The organism is Pseudoalteromonas carrageenovora IAM 12662 (assembly GCF_900239935.1).
GTDB lineage: Bacteria > Pseudomonadota > Gammaproteobacteria > Enterobacterales > Alteromonadaceae > Pseudoalteromonas > Pseudoalteromonas carrageenovora.
In genome coordinates, this window is record NZ_LT965928.1 from 2,644,669 (window position 1) to 2,668,600 (window position 23,932).

Consider the following 23,932-nt stretch of genomic DNA (forward strand, 5'->3'; position numbering starts at 1 on the left):
TTAGTTTTCGTTTATAAAAATACGCGATAATAGATTAGTATAAATACCCTCAATCTTAATTAAATCATTAATTGAAACATGTTCGTTAGTTTGGTGAATCGTTTTATTTAGTACACCACACTCTATTACTTGGGTATGGTTATTTGAAAAAAAACGCCCATCTGATGTGCCACCGCTGGTACTTAAAAGAGGGTAACTGCCTGTTTGCTCATAAATGGCCTCCTCTACTTGCGCTATTAAGCACCCGTTAGTATTAGCGCTGGTGTAATATGGCTCGCATGGACGCTCCCATGTGATAGATATTTTCTCTAAAAATTCATTTAATGTATTTAGTAATAATGCTTTAACAGCCGTACTGTTATAACCGTGACTATAGCGTACATTGAATGTGATTTCGCACTCACTAGGTACTAAATTATCAACCACGTTATTTATATTTATACCGGTTACTTGCAGTGTTGTTTTAGAGCTTGCTTCATCTAGAAGCCAAACTTGCTCACTTAACAAATTTACTATTTTTGCGCCCAAATGCGCGGCATTAAGTGTATTTTGAGGATACGCGACATGCCCAGCCTTACCTCTTACGGTTATACGCGCAGAGAGCGCGCCACGGCGTCCGTTTTTAATTGTATCGCCAACTTGTATTGAGCTTGTAGGCTCTCCTACAATACAACCGTCTAATACTATGCCTTGACTAATTAGCCTATTTACTATTTCTAAAGAGCCAAACTCAGCTTCACCTTCTTCATCAGACGTAATAAGCCAATAAAGTGTGCCTACTTTTGTAGATGTATTAGTAATTAAATTTTTTGTAGCGCTTAACATCGCCGCTACACCGCCCTTCATATCAGCAGCGCCTCTGCCAAAAATAGCACCATTTACTATTTTACCTTCAAAAGGAGGGCTTAACCACGCGTCACCTGTTGCTGGTACAACATCAATATGGCCAGAGAAAGCAATGCTCGGACCCTCTTTAAACTTAATACTCGCTATTAAGTTTGTTACGCCATTTATAGTAAATTTTTCATAATTAAAGCCCAACTCTGTTAATTGCTTAATTAGCCAATCTATTGCACCCGCTTGCTCAGGTGTTACTGATTTAAAGCGAATGAGCGTCTGTAGGTACTCTACAACATCGGCTTTACTATCTGTGTGTTTTATTTGTGATTCAAGTGCCGCTAAAAACATATTAAACATACTATGTGGCCTAAGGAGCTTTTATTAAAACGTGGTTTCATGACTCCCCTATGTCAGCCCTAATACATTCTTGTGACGATGAGTAAAATAAAATGTCAATATTTGCGATTAACGAATAACGCTAAAATTAATCTAAATCAATAAAGTGCTTCACAAGGTTCAAACATTTTTGAAACTTTGATCTAGAACAGTTTTTTAAATTTTTTATTCGTCAATAATAGCGGCAATTAAAAAGTCGTTCTCGGAGAACAGCATGAAAACTCAAATTAGCATTGCATTACTTACTTCTTTACTAGCACTCTCTCCTGCTGCACACGCTAACTTTAGCGTAAATGTTGGCGCTATTAACGTTAACCCTGACAACAGCAGCTCAGCAATTAACGAAGCGCCAACATTGGGCCTTAAAGGCGATTCAGATACACAATTAGGTATTACTATCGATTACGCATTTAACGATAAATGGGTGCTAGAACTTATAGCAGCTACACCATTTTCTCATGATGTAAACGGCGCTGGTGGTTTGGCTGGTAATAAAATTGCGGATATAAAACAATTACCACCTTCACTTGTCGCTCAATACCACTTTTTAGATACGAGTTATGCGCTAAGACCTTTTGTAGGTGTAGGTATAAACTACACTGCATTTTTTGACGAACAGCCATCTCAAGCTCTTAAAACAACACTGGGCACAGATGATGTAGAAGTAAAATTAGATGATTCTTTTGGCTTTGTAGCTCAAGTAGGCGCTAACTATAAAATTGATAAAAACTGGGGCTTGCACGCCATGGTATCGCTGATGGATATTGATACTGATGCGACGGTATACGCTAATGGTGCAAAAGCACTTACCTCAACGGTAGAGCTAGACCCTGTAGTGGCAATGTTTGGTGTTAGATATAGTTTTTAGAAAGTAGTATATGTGTGTGTTAAAAAGGCGCTATGCGCCTTTTTGTTTATGTAGTGAAAAAAGTAATTCAGCTTCAGCTCTTGGTAATTCGCATTCGCGTATAACTTCATCTAATTCAGCACCGAGTTCAACCATTTTCACAGCACGAGAGTAGATCTTAGCATCGGGATCATCGTACTTTTGAGCCGCTTGTTGCTGAATTAAGTCTTGGTTTTGTTGTTCAACTTCAAGTACTCGCTTACCAATACTCAGCAATCCGGTTCTTAACTCTGACACTTCACTTCTTAAAATATGAGTTTGCTCAGATGATTCTTTAAGCTGCTGCGAAATGGCATCGATTTCTGCAGTGTGTTTATTTTTTAATGCAATAATTAACGCCAGCGATATAAGACCTACCGCTAGCGCCGATATAGCTATACTAAGTAACAGCATAATTTATTTGGTAAAGCTTATATATCGCTTAACTCATCCCATTCATCATCACTAAGTAGTTTATTTAAATCAACTAATATAAGTAATTCATTATCGCGATTACAAACACCTTGAATAAACTTAGCACTTTCTTCAGTACCCACATTAGGAGCACTGTCTATTTCAGAGCTTCGCAGATAAACAACCTCAGATACGCTATCGGCTAAAATACCAATGACTTGCTCTTCTGCTTCAATAATCAAAATTCGAGAATTATCAGTAGTATCAGCTGCTGGTAAGCCAAAACGAGAGCGAGTATCAATAACCGTTACCACGTTACCGCGAAGGTTAATAATACCAATAACATAAGAAGGCGCACCAGGTACTGGAGCAATTTCTGTATAACGAAGTATTTCTTGTACTTGCATTACATTTACGCCGTAGGTTTCTTCCTCAAGCTTAAACGTAACCCACTGTAAAATTTCATCATTATTATCTGCATTTTTATTTGCTGACAGTAATTTATCTTGATTCATGCTATTACCCCGTAATGGTCATTACTACTGACGGCTGTCTAAGCCTTTCTCTAATAATATATTTAAGTTGTCTACATCAATTAAAGCACACATTTTTTCTTTTATAACGCCCGCAAGCCATGGACGCTTGCTTTGGTTGGTACGCCATTTTACATCTTCTTTACTCAATGTAATGTTATTTATCAGCTTTTCAGCTAATAAGCCCCACTGACTATCGCCTAGTGTAATTAAATATTGATAGTCTAATGACGCTTCTAATTTTTCATCGTACTTCTCTGGCATTACCCAACGAGCGGTATCAACAACGTTGAGTTTTTCCTCTCGGTTAAGCATGACACCTTTAAACCACTTAGGTTTACCAAACAAATGATTTACTTCACCTAATTGATGAATACCACCTAATGCCTTTAATGGCACGGCAAGTGTGAGCCCTGCCACTTCAAAAAATAACGCCTGAAACTCACCTTCAAAATAATCAGCCTTACCATCAATTGAAAGCTGCGGCTCAACACTTTCAAGTGCGGTAGTGGTTGTTTCTACATTGTCGTTACTAACAACCTCACTAACATTTTCGGTATCAGATATTGGCACTACATCTGAAGCGAGTAAATCTTGATCGAATACTTTTTCTGCTGCTTTTAATTGCTCTTTAGGTTTTAAATGAACTTGCTCAGGCTGTGTGCCATCTGGTAGCTGCTCGAGTAACTTTGCTACTGGCTCAAGGCTATCTACAGGCTCGTCTTCACAAAGCAAAGCCCCTAGGTATTGTTTCATTACTTTTTCATTAGCAAATAATTGCTTACTCATTCATTAACCTTGTTCAATTAAATACTCCAATAGAGCTTTGTATGCATATACACCACGCGAGCGGGGGCAAAATTCTATTGGCACTTTTTGCGCTAAGCTTGCATCTCTAAACTTAGTATCCACCGGAATGACACCCGGCCATACTTTATTGGTATATGTATTTTGTAATGTTTTATATGCCTCTAACGATGCTTTAGTACGCTTATCATACATAGTAGGAATTATAGTGTATTGATAATCTTTCGCCTGAGAGGTTTGCATTAATTCCATTGTACGCATCATTCTATCCAGCCCTTTAAGCGCTAAAAACTCAGTTTGTACCGGAACTAAAATACGCTCACTGGCGGCTAAAGCGTTAACCATCAACACACCTAAAACAGGAGGACAATCTAAAATGGCATAGTCGTAATGTTCACTGATTTTTGCAAGCGCTTTTTTTAATATTAGTCCCATTCCCGTTTTATTACCCATACTTCTATCAAGCGTGGCTATGGCCATTGTTGCGGGTAAAATATCTAGGTTTTCGAGAGTTGATGGACATAATGCTTGGAGTATTTCTTCGCTTTGCATATTCGTACCACGTGCAAAAATATCGTACACGCTGACTTCTAAGTCTTCAGAGTCTATACCAAAGTAATATGTGAGTGATGCATGAGGATCGGTATCTATAAGCAGCACACGTTTACCCTGCAAAGCTAAAATACCAGCAAGGCTAACAGCAGTGGTTGTTTTTCCAACCCCTCCCTTTTGATTTGCGACAGTCCAAATCTTCACATTTTATCCTAATTACTGTTCATTGCGTGTGGTTATGCGAATACCACCATGAGGCAATCGAATTATTTTTATAGTATCGTCGTCCGACGGTAGCTCGACTTCGTGCTCTACCGCTTCAGGCTCACTTTCTTGCTCACCTTTTTTAACTTCTTTTTTAGGTGGTAGGCCATACTTAGAAAGTGCAATTACAACTTTACGATTTTCAGCTCGCCCTTCGGCGGTACTGTTATCTGCAAACGGAGAGTATTGACCATATCCCTCTATAGCCATTCTCGCCGAGTTAATACCTAATGCCTCAAGCTCCACTAAAATAGAGGTAGCTCTAGCAACCGACAGTTCCCAGTTAGAGCGAAAAATTTCATTACGAATAGTTTCATCGTCAGTATAACCGCGCACTCGTACATAGTTATCTACAGGAGCAATAATATCTTTAACTATTTTAACTACTTGCTTTGCTCTTGAGTGCGCAACTGAGCTTCCACTTGAGAACAACATTCCAGAACTAAGCTCTATAATCAACCAATCTTGGTTAAGCTCTAAGCTAGCCTCGCCATCACGAATTTCATCAATTAGTGCTGACTGTAATTTAATTAAAAGGCTATCAAGTGGTTTGCCTAAGTACTTTTGTTGAATATTACTTGTATCACTTTGCCCATCAAGAAGCTCAGGACCTTGCTCTTGCTTTTGAATACTTTCGCCATAAAGAACTTCCTGCTCTGGCGTCACTCTATCGGTCAAAATTCCATTGCCGTTAACACCTTCACCTTGCTGCGAAAATTGGCGTGCAGACTTATCAAAAACATGTTCAAGTGAGTCAGATAAAACCTGAAAGCTTTCTTCTTTATTAATGGCAATAGCGTATAGCACTACAAAAAAGGCAAACATTATGGTCATGTAATCAGCATACGACACAAGCCAACGCTCTGTGTGTTGGTCTTTAGCAGCTGAATGACGAAGGCGCCTACGCAGCATAGTTACACATCCACTAAATTAGGGCGCTCAACACGATAAGCTTCAAGCTTTAATTCTATATTCATAGGGCTTTCGCCAACGCTTATAGCAATCACACCTTCAGCAAGCATTTCATGGTATAGCATTTTTTGCTCAACTCGCTGTTTAAGCTTATTTGCCATTGGTAAAAACAGTAAATTAGCGAGTCCAACTCCGTAAATTGTCGCTATAAAAGCAGTTGCAACACCTGCGCCCAACATTTGTGGGTCAGTAATAAAAGACATTGCCTGAATTAATCCAAGCACAGCTCCTAAAATCCCAATGGTAGGACTGTAACCTCCCATGGCTTCATAAACACGAGCCGCTTCTAATAAGCGATCACGTTCAAGTAGTAAATCAATTTCGAGTGTGTCGCGCAGCTTTTGCTCTGAACAGCCATCAATCAGTAAGCTTAAACCTTTTGCAGCATAAGCATCTGAGTGTGTTAGTGCTTCGTTTTCAAGCGCTAAGTAACCTTCTTGTCGAGCTTTATGGGACCAGCGCTTAACTTGCTCTATCGCTTCGTCAATATCATAGTGAGGAGCAACAAAAACCCAGCTACTCATATTCAGCATTTTTTTAAATGTACTGGCAGAGGTTTGTAGCATAACCGCACCAATCGTGCCGCCTAAAACAATAATTAATGCAGGCCCATTAAAAAGAGCTGAAACAACGCCACCCTCTAAAGAATAACCAATAGCTATTGCACCAAGCGCGACGACTAACCCAAGTATTGAGAGCTTATCCACACCCAATCTCTCTTTTAATTCTCATAGCAACATCATCAAGTGCTAAATTTTCACTTGCAAGTCCTGCGTTTGCGATCGCTTGTGGCATACCATACACTACGCAACTTTTTTCATCTTGAGCCCAAATTGTGGCACCAGTTTGCTTCAACATCCGCGCACCATCACGCCCATCAGCGCCCATCCCTGTTAAAACAATTGCCAGCACATCACCTTGATAAGCCTTTGCTGCACTAGCAAAAGTAACATCTACACTAGGTTTGTAACTTATGCGTTCGCTATTATCTTCAAATACACGCAGTGTTCTATTTGAGCCGCGCCCTTCAACCATCATTTGTTGACCACCTGGCGCTAAGTAAGCCGTTCCAGGTTGTAAACGATCCCCTTGCTGAGCTTCTTTTACTTTAATTTGGCACAATCCATTTAGACGTGCAGCAAATGCTGGCGTGAACGCAGCAGGCATGTGTTGAATAAGTAAAATTGGGTGAGGAAAATTTGCAGGTAACTGAGTTAAAATAGTTTGTAGTGCAACAGGTCCCCCTGTTGATGTACCTATTGCGACAAGTTGGTAGTGTTTACCACTTGCTCGTATTGACGCATTATTTGAGTGAGCTTTTGCAGGCTCAGCACGTTGAAAGCTTCTATCAGGCTGCTTTACAGTGCTAGCCCCTGAAAAACTAGAGCGTACAGACGTTGCTCTTTCTACTGGTTTACTTGTAGTGATTGGCTTAAACGCTCTTGGCGCCCGCCTTCTTCCTATTTCTTTTACTTTTGTTTGTAGTAACTTAATAGCATCTTCGTTATTACGCGCAATATCTTCGAATTTTTTTGGTAAAAAATCCATTGCTCCAGCATCTAGTGCATCTAGTGTTGCTGTTGCACCATCACGTGTTAGCGACGAAAACATTAATATCGGCGTTGGATTACTCGCCATTATTTCTTTCACAGCACTAATGCCATCAAGCACGGGCATTTCTACATCCATAGTGATCATGTCAGGGCGTAGCTGCGCTGTTTTTTCTACAGCTTCTCTGCCATTTACAGCAAAACCTATAACGTGTATGTCGCTATCTTGTTCAAGTATTTCGCTTACTCTACGGCGAAAAAAGCTTGAATCATCAACAACTAAAACTTTAACGGCCATTTAGCTCTCTTATTAAGTTTATGCGCAGGTAAGTATTCACTACATACCTGCATTATTATTAGCCTGCGTAATGTTTTAACATGCTTGGAACATCAAGAATAAGTGCAATACCACCATCAGAGGTAATTGTAGCGCCTGCCATGCCTGGCGTGCCTTGAAGCAATGCATCAAGCGGCTTAATTACCACTTCCTCTTGGCCTATTAATGAATCGACAACAAAACCAACTTGCTGCGTTCCAATTTGAACAATAACAACATGTCCTTGGGCTTTTCGCTGAGAGCGGTCTGCACCTTTAACTAGCCAATGCTCTAGATAAAATAACGGAATCGCTTTTTTACGCACAATAATTGTTAATTGACCATCAACAACATTTGTCTTAGTTAAATCTAAATGGAATATCTCACTTACCCCAGCCAGTGGTAAGGCAAATGTTTGTGCCCCAACAATAACCATTAGAGTAGGTAAAATAGCTAAAGTTAGAGGAACTTTTATTTCTAAAATAGTGCCTACACCTAGCTCAGACTGTATGCTAACCGAACCATTCAATTGAGTGATTTTAGTTTTTACTACGTCCATCCCTACACCACGGCCAGAAATATCTGAAATTTCTTCTTTGGTAGAAAAACCTGGAGCAAAAATTAGGTTATAAGCTTCAGTGTCAGAAAGTCGACTAGCTTGGTCATGATCGAGAACGCCTTTACTAATCGCTATTTTTTTGAGTTTCTCAGCGTCCATACCTGCACCATCATCTTTAATGGTTAACAAAATATGATCGCCTTCTTGCGATGCAGATAACGTTACATTACCTGTTCGTGGTTTGCCTGCGGCTTCACGGGCGGCTGGCATTTCAATTCCATGATCGACTGAATTACGAACTAAATGCACAAGAGGATCGGCAAGCGCTTCAACTAAGTTTTTATCTAAATCAGTTTCTTCACCAACAAGTTGTAGATTTATATCTTTATTCAAACTACGCGCTAAATCACGAACAACACGAGGGAAACGGCCAAAAACCTTTTTGATTGGCTGCATTCGTGTTTGCATAACCGCACCTTGAATATCAGCAGTTACTACATCAAGATTAGATATTGCTTTGCCCATGGCCTCGCTATCAGAGTTAGTGGCAAGACTCACTAAGCGATTTCGAACAAGTACTAGCTCACCCACCATATTCATAATTTGATCAAGACGCTTAGTATCTACACGTACTGTAGTTTCAGCTGGGGGTGGTGCTGCCTTTTTAGGTGCAGGAGGTGCTTTTGCTGCAGGCTTTTCAGGTGCTTTTTCAACTGGTTTTGATACAAAGGCTTTAGCTGGTTCCGCTTTTTTTACCGGCTCAGGCTGTTTTGCAGCTGGCGGTGAAACAGGCTCAGGTTGTTTTGCAGCTGGTGCGCTTTCTGTCGATTTAGGAGCAGTCCCTTTGCCATGAAGCTCATCAAGAAGCGCTTCAAACTCATCATCACTAATTTCATCATCTGACGATGAACTCACATCGCTTGGTGTTGCTTTAGCATGTTCAACAGGAGCTTGTGCAGTGTTACTTTTTTCTGGTTCTGAGTTTGCTACAGCACCAAAACTACCAACACCATGTAATTCATCTAATAAACTATCGAATTCATCATCTGTTATATCGCCGCTAAAATCAGCACCGCTTGCTGTTGCTTCTTCAGCAATAGGACCTTGTCCTTTACCATGAAGTTCATCAAGCAGGTTTTCAAATTCGTCTTCGGTAATTTCATCTATTTGTGCATCAGCTGCGCTAGGTGCACCACTAAACAATTCATCAAAAGCAAATGGGTCTTCTTCGTCTATATCATTCGCTTCTACAGACTCAGCTTGAGGTTGCTCTGGTTCATTTTGGGATGCTGCACCGGCTAGTTCAGCCTCTGTCGGCGGTAAACCAAGTATATGGAGAGTTTCGAGTAACTGAGGGTCTGCAGGTTCAGGTTTGTCTCTATTTTGAATAGTCGCAAACATTTCGTTAATGGTGTCGAGGGCTTGTAATATAACATCCATCAACTCAGAGTTGACAGTTCGCACTCCTTGACGCAGTAAATCGAATACGTTTTCTGCACCATGACACGCATCAACAAGCTCCGTCATTGCTAAAAAGCCGGCACCACCTTTTACGGTATGAAAACCTCTAAATATAGCATTTAGTAGTTCGGTATCTTCTGGGTTATTTTCCAGCTCAACTAACTGTTCAGATAAAAGCTCTAGGATTTCTCCAGCTTCTACAAGAAAGTCTTGTAAAATATCTTCATCGACTTCAAAGCTCATGCAGTTACTCTCCTCTTAGAAGCCCAAACTTGATAAAAGATCATCGACTTCATCTTGATCAGATACAACATCATTACGTGAATCTTTATCAATAATAGGGCCTTCAGGACCTGCTAAAGTTTGTGTGGCAACTGGTTCTTCTGTTTTTTGTTGTTCTATTATTTCAGCTGTGCTGTCATCTTGTGCAGCAAAGGCTGTTAAAAGATGGAGTAAGCTCTCTTCAACTTCTCTTACAAGTTCTATAACACGACGAATGACCTGTCCGGTTAGATCCTGATAGTCTTGAGCCATTAACACGTTGGTCATTAAGCTCTGTAACTCATCAGTTTTATGATGAGAATTGTTCATAAACTTATCGATGCTATGACACAGCGTCTTAAACTCACCTAACTCAATTTCGCGACTCATTAAGCGATCCCAAGTCGGTTTAATATGAGATATTTCATCTGCTAATTGCTGAGCAATAGGCAAACTTGCTTCAACGGCATCCATTGTTTTATTAGCTGCATTTTCAGTCATTTCCATAACATAATTAAGCCGCTTTTTAGCATCAGGAATAGCGTCGGTAGTTAAGTCAGTTAAACGTGTATCAAGTTCAAAGCTTTTAAGCGCTTCGTGCAATTGACGGGTTAACTTTCCAACTTCAGCAAATAATTCAGATTGCTCTTGTGAAGCGGTTTCTAAAATTAACTGATTGGCTTTCTCTTGCTCACCGTTTTCTAAAAAAACGACGAGTTGTCGAGCTTGTTCTAAAGTTATTTGAGGCGCAGCAGGTGCTGACATAAGCCTCTCCCCCATCATTAACCTAAACGTTCAAATACTTTTTCTAATTTAGTTTTTAATGTTCCAGCCGTAAAAGGCTTCACAATATAACCATTAACGCCAGCTTGAGCTGCTGCAATTATTTGTTCTTTTTTCGCTTCAGCTGTCACCATTAGTACAGGGATATGTTTTAATTTATCATCTGCACGAATCGCTCTTAAAAGGTCAATACCTTGCATTCCCGGCATGTTCCAATCTGTAACCACAAAGTCAAATACTTGATTTTGTAACATAGGCAAAGCTGTAGAACCGTCATCAGCTTCTTGAACGTTAGTGAAGCCTAAGTCACGTAACAGATTTTTAATAATACGTCTCATCGTTGAAAAATCATCAACAACAAGAATTTTCATGTTTTTATCCAAAACATCCTCCAGTGAGGTTTTAACCTTAGTTTACTTACTACTAATTTATCCAGTCATTGATTTTAGCTTTAAGCTTAATCATCGCCTGACCATGTATTTGACTTACACGCGATTCACTTACATCGAGTATATGTCCTATTTCTTTTAAATTCATTTCATCGTTATAGTACAAAGAAAGTACCATTGCATCACGCTCTGGTAATGATTTAATTGCACTAAGCAAAGACTCATTAAACCGTTCATTTTTAACATTATTAAAAGGTTTGTCTAGTGATAAATCTTGCCCTACAGGAGTGATAACATCTTCATCAACTCCAAGATCCTCAATACCTAATACTTTACTTGCGTTAACATCATTTAAAATATGATGGTACTCATTTAACGAAATTTCAAGTTTTTCAGCAACTTCTGTATCTGATGGTTCACGATTTAAGCTACTTTCAAGCTCTGTGATGGCCTCAGCTACTTGCCTACTTTTACGGTGTACTGAGCGAGGGGCCCAATCACCCCGGCGCATTTCATCGAGCATAGCTCCACGAATTCTTATACCTGCGAAGGTTTCAAAACTTGCGCCTTTGGTTGCATCAAAGTTTTTTGAAGCTTCAATTAAACCTATCATTCCTGATTGAATTAAATCATCAAGTTGAACACTTGGCGGTAATCGAGCAATTAGATGGCATGCCACTTTTTTTACAAGCGATGCATGCTTTTCAACAATCACATTTAAGTTTTGTGTTGTTTGATATCCCATAGCTCTATTCACCAATGTTGTCATAATTAGCCGTTTACTAGTTTTTCAATGAAAAACTCTAAATGCCCAGATGGTTGGTTTGGTATTGGCCATTTAACTGCTTTTGTTGCCAGCGTTTTAAATGCAAGGGCTGCTGGCGAATTCGGAAAGAGTTCTACAATTACTTTTTGGCGACGCGTTGATTTACGCATATTTTCATCATATGGAACGGTGGCAACAAGCTCCATTGAAATATCTAAAAACCGATCCGTTACTTTAGATAGCTTTGCAAATAACTCTTGGCCTTCTCGCATACTGCGGACCATATTTGCAACAATTTTAAATTTATAAACACCATGCTCACGGCTTAATACTTTAATTAACGCATATGCATCAGTTATTGATGTTGGCTCATCACAAACAACAACCATGACATCTTGTGCAGCTCGAGAAAAACTTAGCACCATGTCAGAAATACCGGCGGCAGTATCTACAATTAAAATATCAAATTCAGTGTTGAGTTCACTAAAAGCACGAATTAAACCAGCGTGCTCTGAAGGCGATAGTTCGACCATACTCTGCGAACCCGACGTAGCAGGTACAATTTTTATTCCTGCAGGGCCTTCAACTAAAATTTCATCCAGCTCGCATTCGCCAGATAAAACATGTGACAAGTTGCGCTCTACGCGCAAACCAAGCATCACATCACAATTTGCTAAGCCTAAGTCGGCATCAAGCACTAATACTCGATTACCTTGCTGCCCTAATGCAATAGCAGTATTTAGAGAAACGTTTGTTTTCCCTACTCCACCTTTACCACCAGTAACAGCGATAACTTTTACGCCGTTGTTATTGTTTTGACTCATTTTGCGCAGGCCGCTTGCTTGATCTAATACTGTGTTAATCATACATCCCTACTGTGCTTGGCGCCACTGCTTGGTGCCTTGAATGTTGTGCTTTTGTTCTTTTTAAATACAATTGCTCAGCCTTTTTAACTAGTTTCTCAGCATTTGCAACTCGAATATCTTCTGGTACTCGTTGCCCGTTAGTAAGATACCCTATTGGAAGGCGATTTTGAATCGCAATACTAATAATCTCACCCAAACTTAAAGACTCGTCTAACTTGGTGAAAATACAACCACTTAACTGTACTTTTTTAAAGTGACGTACGGTTTCTTGTAGTACATTAATTTGTGCTGTTGCACTTAATACTAAATAACTACGAATATCAACGCGTTGATTACGCATTAATGTATTTAACTGCTCAGTTAAACGCAAGTCTCGCTGGCTCATACCTGCTGTATCAATTAATACTAGACGCTTATTACGTAAATGATATAAAACTTCAGCTAATTCATTAGCATCTTTTACTTGTTTAACTCCACAACCAATGATTCGTCCGTATGTGGCAAGCTGCTCATAAGCACCAATTCTGTAAGTGTCAGTTGTAATTAATGCGACTTTATCAGCACCATATTTTTGAGCGCCTAAAGCTGCAAGTTTAGCAACCGTTGTTGTTTTACCTACGCCTGTTGGGCCAACTAACGCATAAACACCACCTTGGCGAAGTATCTCGTTGTTAGTTGTTTGCATTTGATCTTCGACCATAGTTAATAATGCTTTCCAACCTTGTTGGCGAGATACATCGTCAGGCACAAAACAAGCCATTTGCTGAGCGACTTCTTTATCTATACCCATACCAACTAAACGGTCAACCATACACGCACGTGTTGGATCGCGACGCGCCATATCTTGTTGCATTAAACCCGATACTTGATGCTCAAGTAATTGACGAATTGCGTTCATTTCCTCGCGCATATTTGTCATTTCTTCGCTTTCATTATTTTTAGTTTGTGGGCGAGAATTTACAGGCGCTTCTAAATCATCAAAATCACGGTCTAAGTCGTCAAAACCTAAGCTATCAGCTTGCGTATGCGGACGCTGCGGGGCTACATCATCACGTGCAAACATATTATTGGTAGGACGCGCTTTAGCGACTGGCTCTTGGTAGTTGTCGGTAGTATCAATACCCGATTGTGAAAACATTGAAGCAAGCTCTGGAGAACGAGGACGTGGAGACTGGCGCTCTAATAACGCTTGTAAGCTGTCTGCAACTTTTGCTTGAGGCTCTGGTTTAGCACGCTGAGGCTCTGGTTTTACAAAATTATGCATACTTTGTTGTGGTGCTTGAGCACGTGTATTTTGAGCTGTTTGAGGCTGCGAAGCTACTTTAGGGGCTGCCTTGTCATAATCAACCGCTGCTACAATTTCAACACCGTTAGCAAGCTTCTTATTTGACATAATAACCGCATCAACACCTAACTCTTCTTTAACTTCTTTAAGTGCTGTGCGCATATCTTTAGCGAAAAAACGTTTAATTTTCATGGTTTAACCCCTGTTAAAATCTTATTGTTGGCCTACCGAGCTTACAATCTTGATCTGTCTTTCATCTGGTACCTCTTGATAAGACATCACCCTTAAACCAGGTATTGTGTACTTAACAAAACGAGATAACACAGTGCGTAACATTCCTGACGTTAGCAATATCGAAGGTTCACCAGCCATTTCTTGATTTTGATGCGCTTCGGTTAATGACACTTGAAGTCGCTCTGCAAGTCCTGGCTCTATACCGGCACCTTCGTCGCCTGCATTTTGCAATGACTGATGCAACATCTGTTCCAACTCGGGCGCCAAGGTTATGACAGGGATTTCTGATGACATACCCACTGCGTCTTGAACAATCAATCTACGCAGAGAAATGCGCACGGCAGCCGTTAAAACATCAGGGTCTTGGCTTCGCGGGCCATATTCAACAAGGGTTTGTACAATTGAGCGCATATCGCGAATAGCGACACCTTCGTTTAGTAAATTTTGCAGTACTTTTACAATTACAGTCAATGGCAATACATCTGGCACTAGCCCTTCAACTAAGCGAGGGTGGCTTTTAGCAAGCATATCAAGTAGGTTTTGAACCTCTTCGTGACCAAGTAATAATGCAGCGCTATTTGTAAGTAATTGGCTTATATGCGTCGCAACAACGGTGGCTGAATCAACAACGGTGTAACCAAGAGATTGAGCTTCATCTTTTTGATCGGGCTTAATCCAAACAGCATCAAGTCCAAATGCAGGGTCTTTTGTGTCTACACCTTTAATTGGCCCAAATACTTGACCTGGATTTATAGCAAGTTCGTCACCATGCTTAAGCTCACTTTCACCGGTAGAAACACCCATCAAGGTTATTCTGTAAGCGTTTGGATCTAGCTCTAAATTATCGCGAATATGCACAGGCGGCACTAAAAAACCAAGCTCTTGAGAAAGCTTTTTACGCACCCCTTTAATTCGATTTAGTAGCTCGCCGCCTTGCGACTGATCAACCAATGGAATTAATCTGTAACCGACTTCTAGCCCTATAACGTCAATTTGTTGTACGTCATCCCAACCAAGCTCTTTTTGCTCTTGTTTATTAGCAACGCCTGTTGCTGCATTATTTCCATTAGCAGCGGCTTCAGCCTCTAAAGCGGCTGCTTTTAATTTACTTTGTTGTGTGTAATACGCTACATAGCCTAATAAACCACCTAGGCTCAAAAAGGCTAAGTGAGGCATACCGGGTACAAGCCCCATTACAATTAAAATACCTGATGCAATAAATAATGACTTTTCGTTACCAAGTTGCTTCTTAAATTGGTCGCCCATATTAAGCGATTCATTTTGACGCGTTACAACAATTGCGGTACCAATTGAAAGTAGTAAAGAAGGAAGCTGAGCAACTAGGCCATCGCCAATAGTAAGTAATGTATACACTTCCATCGCATTGCCAAAACTCATATTGTGTTGGATCATACCTACAAATAAGCCACCAACAATATTGATGATTAATATAACAATACCTGCAATTGCATCGCCTTTAACAAATTTACTAGCACCATCCATAGAACCGTAAAAATCAGCTTCGCGAGTAACTTCTTCACGGCGATCTCGCGCTTGCTCGGCACTAATAAAACCAGCATTCAAGTCTGCATCAATAGCCATTTGCTTACCCGGCATAGCATCAAGGGTAAAACGTGCTGACACTTCAGATATGCGCCCTGCACCTTTGGTAATTACTACAAAGTTAATAATAATCAGAATTAAAAACACCACTAAACCAACGGCGTAATTTCCGCCAATAACCACCGAGCCAAAAGCCTCAATTACTTTACCTGCAGAATCCCCCCCGTTATGTCCTTCAAGTAATACTACACGTGTACTGGCAACATTTAGGGCTAATCGCATTATGGTTGCAATAAGTAACACGGCCGGAAACATACCAAATTCAACGGGCTTCATTGTATAAACAGTCACAAGCAGAACAACTAACGCAAGTGCTATATTGAACGAAAAGAGTATATCGAGAAGAAAAGGTGGGAGCGGTAAAATAACCATACCAAGCGCAGCTAACACCAACAGTGGTGTTCCTACGCCTTTGGCGTACTCTTTTTTATCTTTATTAAGTTGTTGTAATACAGCTTTAAAATCCATAAATCTACAATTTCAAAAAATTGACACTGCGCTGAAATTGCAATAACTATTCCAAGTTATAACCTTAACGACTAATACTTGTAAGCATCTGGAATTGGGAGTTTTTTGTTGAGTGGAACAGGACGTTTACCACGCCCTTTATTAAAGCGTTTAAGCTGAAATACATACGCCAAAACTTGCGCAACAGCGGTAAATAATTGATCGGGTATTTGATCGCCCACCTCAGCGGTATGATAAAGCGCACGGGTTAGCATTGGCGACTCCACAATAGGAACTTCGTTACCTATTGCAACTTTACGAATTTGCATTGCCATTTCATCTGCGCCTTTGGCAAGCACAATAGGTGCGCCTGCACGCTCCGTATCGTATTTTAACGCTACAGAATAATGTGTAGGGTTAGTAACAATAACATCGGCATCTGGGACATCTTGCATCATTCTATTTTGCGACATTTGCCTTTGCGTTTGCCTAATTCGCGCTTTAATTTGTGGATCACCTTCAGAGTTTTTATACTCGTCTTTGACCTCTTGCATGGTCATTTTAAGTTGTTTGTTATGGTTATAACTTTGAAACGGTGCATCTATCGCTGCAATCACAATTAAAGTGCATGAAAGGCCTAAAAACATCCACCCTAAAATTTCTAGCGCGTGGATTATATTACCGGGTGCACTTTCTAAACTTAAATGCAGTATTTCATCAAAGTAAGTATTAATTAAAAAAACGGCGAAAGTAGCAACTAAGCCAAACTTTAAAAGTGATTTAACAAGCTCAACACCAGCTTGTGGGCCAAACATACGTTTAAAGCCTTTCATCGGCGACATTTTACTTGCTTTAGGTGTGGCAGCTTCCCAGCTAAAGTTAAAGCCTCCTAGTAAGGTATTACCAATAAATGCAGCAAGTACGATAATTAATACAAACATTGCCATTGGGAACATTAAGGCATCAGCAACTTCACCCCACACCGCAAACATTTTTGTCGTATCAAATGCTTCATTTCGGTTTAAACTTAGGGTTCGGCCCATTACGTTGTATAAACCTTTACCAATTTCAGGCCCATACATCAATAAAGAAATAGCTGAAAATATGAGTACAAACATAGTCCCTAACTCTTTTGAGCGGGCTATTTGGCCTTTCTTTTTAGACTCATCCAATTTTTTGGATGTGGGTTCTTCTGTTTTTTCTTGACCGGAATCTTCTGCCATTATTTCCTCCTACGGCGAACAGCCAACTAAAGTACACATTAGCTCAACCATTTTAAGCCATTGAAACTCAAATTGAGTCACAAAATTGCCCAGCGTAGCCCAAATAATAATAAGCCCAGCCACCAAGGTAAACGGGAAACCAATAGAGAAAATATTCAATTGAGGGGCTGCACGCGTCATAATACCAAACGACATGTTAATAACGAGCATCGCAGTTAATGGCGCAAGAGACAGCACTAAAGCAGTTGTAAACATCCACCCGCCCCACGTTACTATGTCCCAATAATGATCAACAGACCACCAATTACCATCAATTGGCAACACCTGAAAACTATGCACCACCATTTGAATCATCATTAAATGGCCATTAAAAACAAAAAATAATAGAGTGGCTAAAATCAGAAAGAACTGACCAACTGCCGGTACGCTTGCACCATTCGAGGGGTCGATTACAGAAGCAAAACCTAAACCGGTTTGCATTGCGAGTATTTGACCTGCTAAAACAAACGTATTTAGTAAAAGGGTTGATGCAAAGCCAATAGCAACACCTATCAACATTTGCTGAATAACCACTAAAATCATTTCAAACGAAAATAGGTTAGTAAATGTAGCAGGCGGTAATACGGGTACTACTAAAAATGTAACAACAACCGCTAAGCCCATTTTAATTCGAGTAGGTACATTTTTAGCACCTAAGCCTGCCATTATCATGATCATTGAGCTTATACGCACTAAAGGCAATAAAAAGTCGCTTAACCACTGAATGATAACGGCAAATGGATATTCCACAGTTAACCTGCAATTTCAGGAATAAGCAAAACTAAGCGCGTAAAAAAGTCCATTAGCTCCTGCGTTAGCCAATGGCCTCCAACTATAAGTGCACTAATTGTTATTAATAGGCGAGGTAAAAAACTTAGTGTTTGTTCGTTTATAGAAGTTGCAGCTTGAAATACAGCAACCACTAAACCCACAATTAAACCAGGGACAACGATTGCAGACACCAATTTAATCACTAAAAATAATGCGTCACTTAGAATATCAACAAAAATTTCCGGTTCCATGTTGTACTCCTATTTTTGTATTACAGCTAAACTTTGCATTTTAAGTCCCTAAGCCAAAACTTTTAGCTAAAGTGCCCATTACTAAGCTCCAACCATCAACCAATACAAATAACATTATTTTAAATGGTAAAGATACAATCATTGGCGATAGCATCATCATACCCATCGCCATAAGAACCGAAGCCACGACCAAATCTACTATTAAAAATGGGATGAAAAACATAAACCCAATTATAAAAGCAGTTTGCAGCTCGCTGGTTACAAAAGCGGGTATAAGCACAATTAGCGGTGTATCTTCTGGCGAATCTAACTGATCGTAACCCGCTATTTTGGCAAATGTTTCTAAGTCTTTTAGGCGCACTTGCGAGAGCATAAATGCTTTCATTGGTTCTTTTGCAAGTTCTAGCGCTTGTACCGAGGTAACCTGTTCGTTTAAGTAAGGCTCAATGGCTCGCTCATTCACTTGCTGATAAATCAGCGACATTATAAAAATACTTAAAAATAACGACATACCTAGTAGCACTTGGTTTGATGGCGTTTGCTGCAAACCAATTGCTTGGCGCAAAATAGCAAGTACTACAATAATGCGGGTAAAAGAGGTCATCATAATGATGGCTGCTGGTATAAAACTCAGCGCCGTCATAATGGCTAAAACTTGTAATGTTACCGAGTAATCCTGAGTACCGTCGGCATTTGTTGTAATGGTCAGCGCATCAATTCCTTCTGCGCTTACATTTGGTACAAACACCATGGCAAAAATAATAAGCAGCCACTTTGTCATAGGTTTAATTCTTTTTATTTTGGTTTGATTGCGTGTTTAAAAGCTTACCAAATCGCTTTGCAAGCTCTGGTAATTCTTTTTCACTTAATGGGGTTTCTAGCTTATGCAAATAATTAATACTGTGCGGAGTTACACCTAATAAATGCTGTGCGTTATCTATCTCAACAACCATTAAGCGCTCACGAGAGCCCAGTGGTAAGCTTCGCACTACTTTAAACTCATCACTATTTGCTAAATTAGGGTTAAGTTTTTTAACAAAAAATGCCAGTACTATAATCAGCACTAGCACCATTATTAACGACAACACCATAGAGAGAATATCTCCGGTAGGTGTTACCGCATCTGCTTTTGTAAAAACCGAATTCGTTAAAGCTACTAGCGTGTTCATCGTAACTTTTTGATCCGCTCTACTTGGCTAATAACATCAGTTAAGCGAATACCAAACTTATCGTTTACTACAACTACTTCACCATGCGCAATGAGCGTACCATTAACTAATACATCTAACGGCTCACCAGCAACACGGTCAAGCTCTACAACAGAGCCTTGGTTTAGCTGAAGTAAGTTACGAATATTAATTTTAGAGCGCCCAACTTCCATAGAAATAGTGACAGGTATATCTAATATAGTATCGAGTTTGCGCTTTTCTTCGCCACTCATTTCGTGTTTAGAATCACTTAATTCATCAAGTTCGGCTACTTGCGCTTCGCCACCTTCATCAGTACCCTCAGCCTCAGCTAGTGCTGCTGCCCACTCGTCCATTGTATCTTGATCATCGCTCATACTTTTAACCTTTTAAATCAATTACCAGTCTAAGTCTACACCGTCAGAAAGGTGTAAATCATCTTCTAGTTCTGCTAATTCTGCATCTGAGTCAATTTTCTTGCCGCCTTTGGTAAATACATGCAGCTCAGATTTAACTGAATCAGGTCGTTTAATTTTTTCACTAATTTGTAGCGCAACATTATCGCGAGAGCGGCCCATTTTAGCCCTAAAGGTAGGAAGCTCTTCAACAAATACCGTAATATGCTCCGGCATTTCTACCGGGATAATGTCACCCGCTTTAAGCTCCATAATTTGCTTAAGAGAAAGATCGACTTCAAGTAGCTGAGTCGACATATCAACTTCAACATCCATAATCTCATCGCGAAGCGCTTTACTCCAACGTAGATCGGTATCTTCAGTATCTGATTGCACACCGGCGTCAAGTAATTCTCTAATAGGCTCAAGCATTGAATAAGGAAGTGCAATATGAAAGTCGCCACCGCCGCCATCAAGCTCAATATGAAAAGAGCTAATAACTACAACTTCTGTTGGGCTTACAATGTTGGCCATTGCAGGGTTTACCTCTGAGTCGAGGTATTCAAACGACACGTCCATAACCGGTGCCCAAGCTTCTTTATAATCTTCAAAAATTATTTTAAGCAGCATTTGCACTATTCGGCGCTCGGTTGGAGTAAATTCTCGACCTTCTATTTTTGCATGATAACGTCCATCACCACCAAAAAAGTTATCTACCAAAATAAACACGAGTCGTGCTTCCATGGTAATAAGGCCTGTGCCTTTTAATGGTCTAAAACGCACCATGTTTAAGCTAGTCGGAACAAATAGAGTATGGATATATTCGCCAAATTTAATCATTTGAACGCCGTTAATCGACACCTCAGCGGTGCGGCGCATCATGTTAAATAGGCTAATTCGCATGTGACGAGCAAAACGCTCATTAACAATTTCCAGTGTCGGCATGCGACCACGCACGATCCGATCTTGCGAAGAAAAGTCGTACTGAAGCGTACTTCCTCCGCCGTCTTCACCTTCGTGTATATCTTCCTCTTCAACGTCATCAACACCATGTAATAGCGCATCAATTTCGTCTTGGGATAATAAATCGCTCACACTAACCCCTTATTGCATCACAAAGCCGGTAAACAATACCCGCTCAATTACTTTACTGCCTTCAACATCATTTAAAGCTGTTTGTACTTTTTCAAGCGCTGAAAAACGAAGTGTTTCTTTGCCAGCACTGGTGCTTAACTCATCAGCAGTTGTAGTAGAAAACACGCTTAACAAGGTACCTTCAATAAGTGGAATATGCTTTTTGGCTGTCTCTTCATTTACATCACCACGGACTAATAACTGCACTTTAATTTGAACAATTCTATCGCGGCTTGAGCCCGGTACATTAAATACAAAAGGCCTAGGCATAGCAACGTACAAAGCACTCCCCATTTGAGCTGACGAACCAGACGCTTCAGGAGCTTCTTCAGACATAGCCGTTTCTTCATCGAGTGTTTCAACAGGCGCATCAGAACCCGACATAAAAAAGTAACCACCAACGCCACCCGCAATAAGTAAAACAGCCACTATTATAATTATTAGCTTCTTTTTACTTTTACCGGTTTCTTCTATTTCTAAACTTGCTTCTTCAGCCATTATGATTCCTTTATTTGTAAAGGTACTTGCTTGTTTTAGTTATTATAATAGCAGTACTTAGGCATAGTAATCTATTGATGATGAACTTTGTTGTCGAGAACTTTGTGAAGCACTGTTTGCTTGCTCGTCATTTTCACCATTTACCGATTCGTTATTAGCTAAACCCGCTTGACTACCGCTATCACTTTGCTCTGGGTTTTCACCGCCCGATTGCCCATAAGAAATAGTACTTTCGCCAAGCTCTAACCCCTGCTGAGCTAACATCTCACGTAGTCGTGGCATTGACTGTTCAAGCGCTTCTTTGGCTTGTTGGTTTTGCACTACAAAATTAATTTGAGCTTGTTCTGCATCACTTCTAATACGTATTTGCATACTGCCCATTTCAGGTGGATCTAGGCGTATTTCAGCCTCTTTATTGTTAATGCTGAGCATAGAGCTTACTCGCTCTTGCAAAAGTTTAGCTGCATCACTTTTTACAATGTTTATTGCTTGCATAACACCGGGGTCAATACTTACTTGCTTTACTTGTGCCGCACTTTGTAATTGCTGGCTTTGCAAAAGCTGTGTATCTACAAGTCCTTGCTCAAAGTTAAGCCCTTCATATAAGCCGATACTATTAGCTTGCACTGTATTAAACGCAGCCGTAAGTTGAGTAAATATTTGTGCTACACGTGGTGAGCTTTGCTCCGCTGTTGTACTTTTAAGCCCTTCTTTAGAAAGTTGCTCCAATTGCTTAGCTAAATCATCATCGTTTGACACTGTAATTTTACTTATTTCGGCATCCGCTTTATTGACAGATTTTGAGCTGGCTTGAGCAACTGTATTTACCGTATTTGGGGTTTCACCGGCAACAAATGTGCTTGGCTTGATTTTAGCGCTATCAACTAACTTTATTTCAATTGACGCTTCAAGTTCACTAACCGTTTGCTTAAGGGCTTTTAACTGCTCGCCTTGGGGTTGCTCCGTTTTAATGTATGCGTTTAATTGTGTTAACAATGTTTGTTTTTCGCTTGTATTAAGCGTATTAATTTCTGAGCTTACACTTTGCTTTACGGTTGTATTTTGAGTTTGTTCATTATCTGTAATAAATTGCGCAAGCATCTCTTTTAAACTTGAAGTATTACTTACATTAGCCGTATCAGAATTTGTAATTGCTTGCGCTTGCGTATTAAGTTGCAAGCGCTGCCCAGGGGCCAAACTAGCAATCACTTTATCAGCAGTAGTTGATCCGATCTCTTTAGTTAAAAAGTTAGTTAATGCTGTACTTTGTCCATTTTCAGAAGCTAATTTAGTTGATTGGTTTACCGCTGATTCTGATGTTGTTGCTTTTGTTGAATCTACTGGCATTTGCGACTGTGAAACAGAAACTGAATTTGTTACTAGTGAAGGAGACACTATATTTTTGTCGCTTTGAGCCACAGCCTTATCTTGCGCTATTTGCTTCTCAGCAGCCATTGGTGTTAATTCAGGCTTATTTATAATTGGGCCTACGCTATCCTCAGGCTTTTTATTATCCAAAAACTGCCCTTCTATAGCTTGCGCTACAGAACTTTTTAAATGTTTATTTTCATTGAGTAACAAAGAGTTTTCGTTATCATTTTTTGAGTCAGTTGATTGAGCCGTTTTAGGATCGGTATTAGCAGAAATTGTATTTTGTATTGAAGATGACTGATCACCTTCCTTAGCAACCAGTAAAGCTGCTTTAACGTCTTCACTAAGCACTTTAGCGCCTGTATTAGCAGAAAACTGTGAAGGATTTTTTAACTCGGTATTGCTTAACGTATCAGTAGGTTTACTAACGGATGTACTCATAGTTTGTGCAGAGCTAATCTGCGCAAGCATACTATCTCCAGATACAAATACTGTATCAGTGTCTTCCTCACCCAACTCTATGCTTTGCTCTTCATTTTGAGCTTCATTTTCTTGTGGCTGTTTGTGTTTAGGAACGGCGATAGAGTTTTCAGTTTCAGTCTGAGCTTTGGCATTGCCTTTTTTTTCAGACTCAATAGAATTGTGAGCGTTGTGGAGTTGGCTTAAAAATTCAGCACCTGAGTCTTTGTCACTTTTTGCCAAGTTACTGTCTTTAAAAGCTAATAAAGCGTCTTGTTCAGTAGTAGCCAAAAAAGAAATATCATTCATCGCCATAAATCACCTAATACTATTACGGCAATACACCACCGCATATTGCCAAAAGTTAAATACCACCAAGTAATAAAGCAATTAACGTGCC

25 protein-coding genes are annotated in these 23,932 nt (G+C 40.0%); 1 reads left to right on the top strand and 24 read right to left on the bottom strand.

The window, feature by feature from the left end; translation table 11 throughout:
* On the bottom strand, positions 1–1,188 hold the full coding sequence (dapE, locus tag ALFOR1_RS11985) for a succinyl-diaminopimelate desuccinylase (protein ID WP_104643663.1): 1,188 nt from the start codon (positions 1,186–1,188) through the stop codon (positions 1–3).
* A 262-nt stretch (positions 1,189–1,450) separates the two neighbouring features.
* Between dapE and ALFOR1_RS11990 the strand changes: the two genes are divergently transcribed.
* Positions 1,451–2,104: an OmpW/AlkL family protein gene (locus tag ALFOR1_RS11990; RefSeq protein ID WP_058548533.1), complete on the top strand. Its 654-nt coding sequence runs from the start codon at positions 1,451–1,453 to the stop codon at positions 2,102–2,104.
* 30 nt (positions 2,105–2,134) lie between these two features.
* Here the strand turns inward: ALFOR1_RS11990 and ALFOR1_RS11995 are convergent, their stop codons facing one another.
* From ALFOR1_RS11995 to ALFOR1_RS12105, 23 genes are all read right to left on the bottom strand, one after another.
* Positions 2,135–2,536 carry a DUF2802 domain-containing protein gene (locus ALFOR1_RS11995; RefSeq protein WP_104643102.1) on the bottom strand — a complete coding sequence of 134 codons (402 nt, stop codon included), beginning with the start codon at positions 2,534–2,536 and terminating at the stop codon, positions 2,135–2,137.
* Positions 2,537–2,553: 17 nt separating this feature from the next.
* Positions 2,554–3,051: a chemotaxis protein CheW gene (locus tag ALFOR1_RS12000; protein ID WP_058548535.1), complete on the bottom strand. Its 498-nt coding sequence runs from the start codon at positions 3,049–3,051 to the stop codon at positions 2,554–2,556.
* Between the two features lie 24 nt (positions 3,052–3,075).
* On the bottom strand, positions 3,076–3,858 hold the full coding sequence (locus ALFOR1_RS12005; protein WP_104643103.1) for a chemotaxis protein CheW: 783 nt from the start codon (positions 3,856–3,858) through the stop codon (positions 3,076–3,078).
* Positions 3,859–3,861: 3 nt separating this feature from the next.
* Entirely contained in the window at positions 3,862–4,632 is a 771-nt protein-coding gene (locus tag ALFOR1_RS12010) for a ParA family protein (RefSeq protein WP_058548537.1), read from the bottom strand.
* Positions 4,633–4,644: 12 nt separating this feature from the next.
* Positions 4,645–5,604, bottom strand: a complete 960-nt coding sequence (locus tag ALFOR1_RS12015; RefSeq protein WP_058548538.1) for a flagellar motor protein MotB — start codon at positions 5,602–5,604, stop codon at positions 4,645–4,647.
* A gap of 2 nt (positions 5,605–5,606) precedes the next feature.
* Positions 5,607–6,371: a flagellar motor protein gene (locus ALFOR1_RS12020; RefSeq protein WP_104643104.1), complete on the bottom strand. Its 765-nt coding sequence runs from the start codon at positions 6,369–6,371 to the stop codon at positions 5,607–5,609.
* Positions 6,364–7,512, bottom strand: a complete 1,149-nt coding sequence (locus ALFOR1_RS12025) for a protein-glutamate methylesterase/protein-glutamine glutaminase (protein ID WP_104643105.1) — start codon at positions 7,510–7,512, stop codon at positions 6,364–6,366. Before ALFOR1_RS12025 ends, ALFOR1_RS12020 begins: the two co-directional genes overlap by 8 nt.
* Positions 7,513–7,570: 58 nt before the next feature.
* A complete protein-coding gene (locus ALFOR1_RS12030; RefSeq protein ID WP_104643106.1) occupies positions 7,571–9,793 on the bottom strand; it encodes a chemotaxis protein CheA in 2,223 nt (740 codons plus the stop codon).
* Positions 9,794–9,808: 15 nt separating this feature from the next.
* Entirely contained in the window at positions 9,809–10,576 is a 768-nt protein-coding gene (locus tag ALFOR1_RS12035; protein WP_058548733.1) for a protein phosphatase CheZ, read from the bottom strand.
* 17 nt (positions 10,577–10,593) lie between these two features.
* Positions 10,594–10,977, bottom strand: a complete 384-nt coding sequence (gene cheY, locus ALFOR1_RS12040) for a chemotaxis response regulator CheY (RefSeq protein ID WP_008132609.1) — start codon at positions 10,975–10,977, stop codon at positions 10,594–10,596.
* Between the two features lie 40 nt (positions 10,978–11,017).
* Entirely contained in the window at positions 11,018–11,728 is a 711-nt protein-coding gene (locus ALFOR1_RS12045) for an RNA polymerase sigma factor FliA (protein WP_058548734.1), read from the bottom strand.
* 26 nt (positions 11,729–11,754) lie between these two features.
* Positions 11,755–12,615 carry a MinD/ParA family ATP-binding protein gene (locus tag ALFOR1_RS12050; protein ID WP_104643107.1) on the bottom strand — a complete coding sequence of 287 codons (861 nt, stop codon included), beginning with the start codon at positions 12,613–12,615 and terminating at the stop codon, positions 11,755–11,757.
* Positions 12,608–14,092: a flagellar biosynthesis protein FlhF gene (gene flhF, locus ALFOR1_RS12055; protein ID WP_104643108.1), complete on the bottom strand. Its 1,485-nt coding sequence runs from the start codon at positions 14,090–14,092 to the stop codon at positions 12,608–12,610. The genes ALFOR1_RS12050 and flhF overlap by 8 nt, the downstream gene beginning before the upstream one ends.
* A gap of 21 nt (positions 14,093–14,113) precedes the next feature.
* The gene (gene flhA, locus ALFOR1_RS12060; protein ID WP_058548543.1) at positions 14,114–16,225 is read right to left on the bottom strand and encodes a flagellar biosynthesis protein FlhA; all 2,112 of its coding nucleotides are present in this window, start codon (positions 16,223–16,225) and stop codon (positions 14,114–14,116) included.
* Positions 16,226–16,296: 71 nt separating this feature from the next.
* A complete protein-coding gene (flhB, locus tag ALFOR1_RS12065) occupies positions 16,297–17,427 on the bottom strand; it encodes a flagellar biosynthesis protein FlhB (protein WP_058548544.1) in 1,131 nt (376 codons plus the stop codon).
* Positions 17,428–17,436: 9 nt separating this feature from the next.
* Positions 17,437–18,216: a flagellar biosynthetic protein FliR gene (gene fliR / locus ALFOR1_RS12070; RefSeq protein ID WP_058548545.1), complete on the bottom strand. Its 780-nt coding sequence runs from the start codon at positions 18,214–18,216 to the stop codon at positions 17,437–17,439.
* Between the two features lie 2 nt (positions 18,217–18,218).
* On the bottom strand, positions 18,219–18,488 hold the full coding sequence (gene fliQ / locus ALFOR1_RS12075; protein WP_058548546.1) for a flagellar biosynthesis protein FliQ: 270 nt from the start codon (positions 18,486–18,488) through the stop codon (positions 18,219–18,221).
* A gap of 40 nt (positions 18,489–18,528) precedes the next feature.
* Positions 18,529–19,269, bottom strand: coding sequence for a flagellar type III secretion system pore protein FliP (fliP, locus tag ALFOR1_RS12080; RefSeq protein ID WP_104643109.1), 741 nt, complete (start codon positions 19,267–19,269; stop codon positions 18,529–18,531).
* Positions 19,270–19,273: 4 nt separating this feature from the next.
* A complete protein-coding gene (gene fliO, locus ALFOR1_RS12085; protein WP_058548548.1) occupies positions 19,274–19,657 on the bottom strand; it encodes a flagellar biosynthetic protein FliO in 384 nt (127 codons plus the stop codon).
* A complete protein-coding gene (gene fliN / locus ALFOR1_RS12090) occupies positions 19,654–20,052 on the bottom strand; it encodes a flagellar motor switch protein FliN (protein ID WP_058548549.1) in 399 nt (132 codons plus the stop codon). The genes fliO and fliN overlap by 4 nt, the downstream gene beginning before the upstream one ends.
* Positions 20,053–20,073: 21 nt before the next feature.
* The gene (gene fliM, locus ALFOR1_RS12095) at positions 20,074–21,165 is read right to left on the bottom strand and encodes a flagellar motor switch protein FliM (RefSeq protein WP_058548550.1); all 1,092 of its coding nucleotides are present in this window, start codon (positions 21,163–21,165) and stop codon (positions 20,074–20,076) included.
* Positions 21,166–21,174: 9 nt separating this feature from the next.
* Complete coding sequence (gene fliL / locus ALFOR1_RS12100) at positions 21,175–21,702, bottom strand: flagellar basal body-associated protein FliL (RefSeq protein WP_058548551.1); 528 nt, start codon at positions 21,700–21,702, stop codon at positions 21,175–21,177.
* 57 nt (positions 21,703–21,759) lie between these two features.
* Positions 21,760–23,847, bottom strand: a complete 2,088-nt coding sequence (locus ALFOR1_RS12105) for a flagellar hook-length control protein FliK (protein WP_104643110.1) — start codon at positions 23,845–23,847, stop codon at positions 21,760–21,762.
* Positions 23,848–23,932 lie beyond the last annotated feature (85 nt).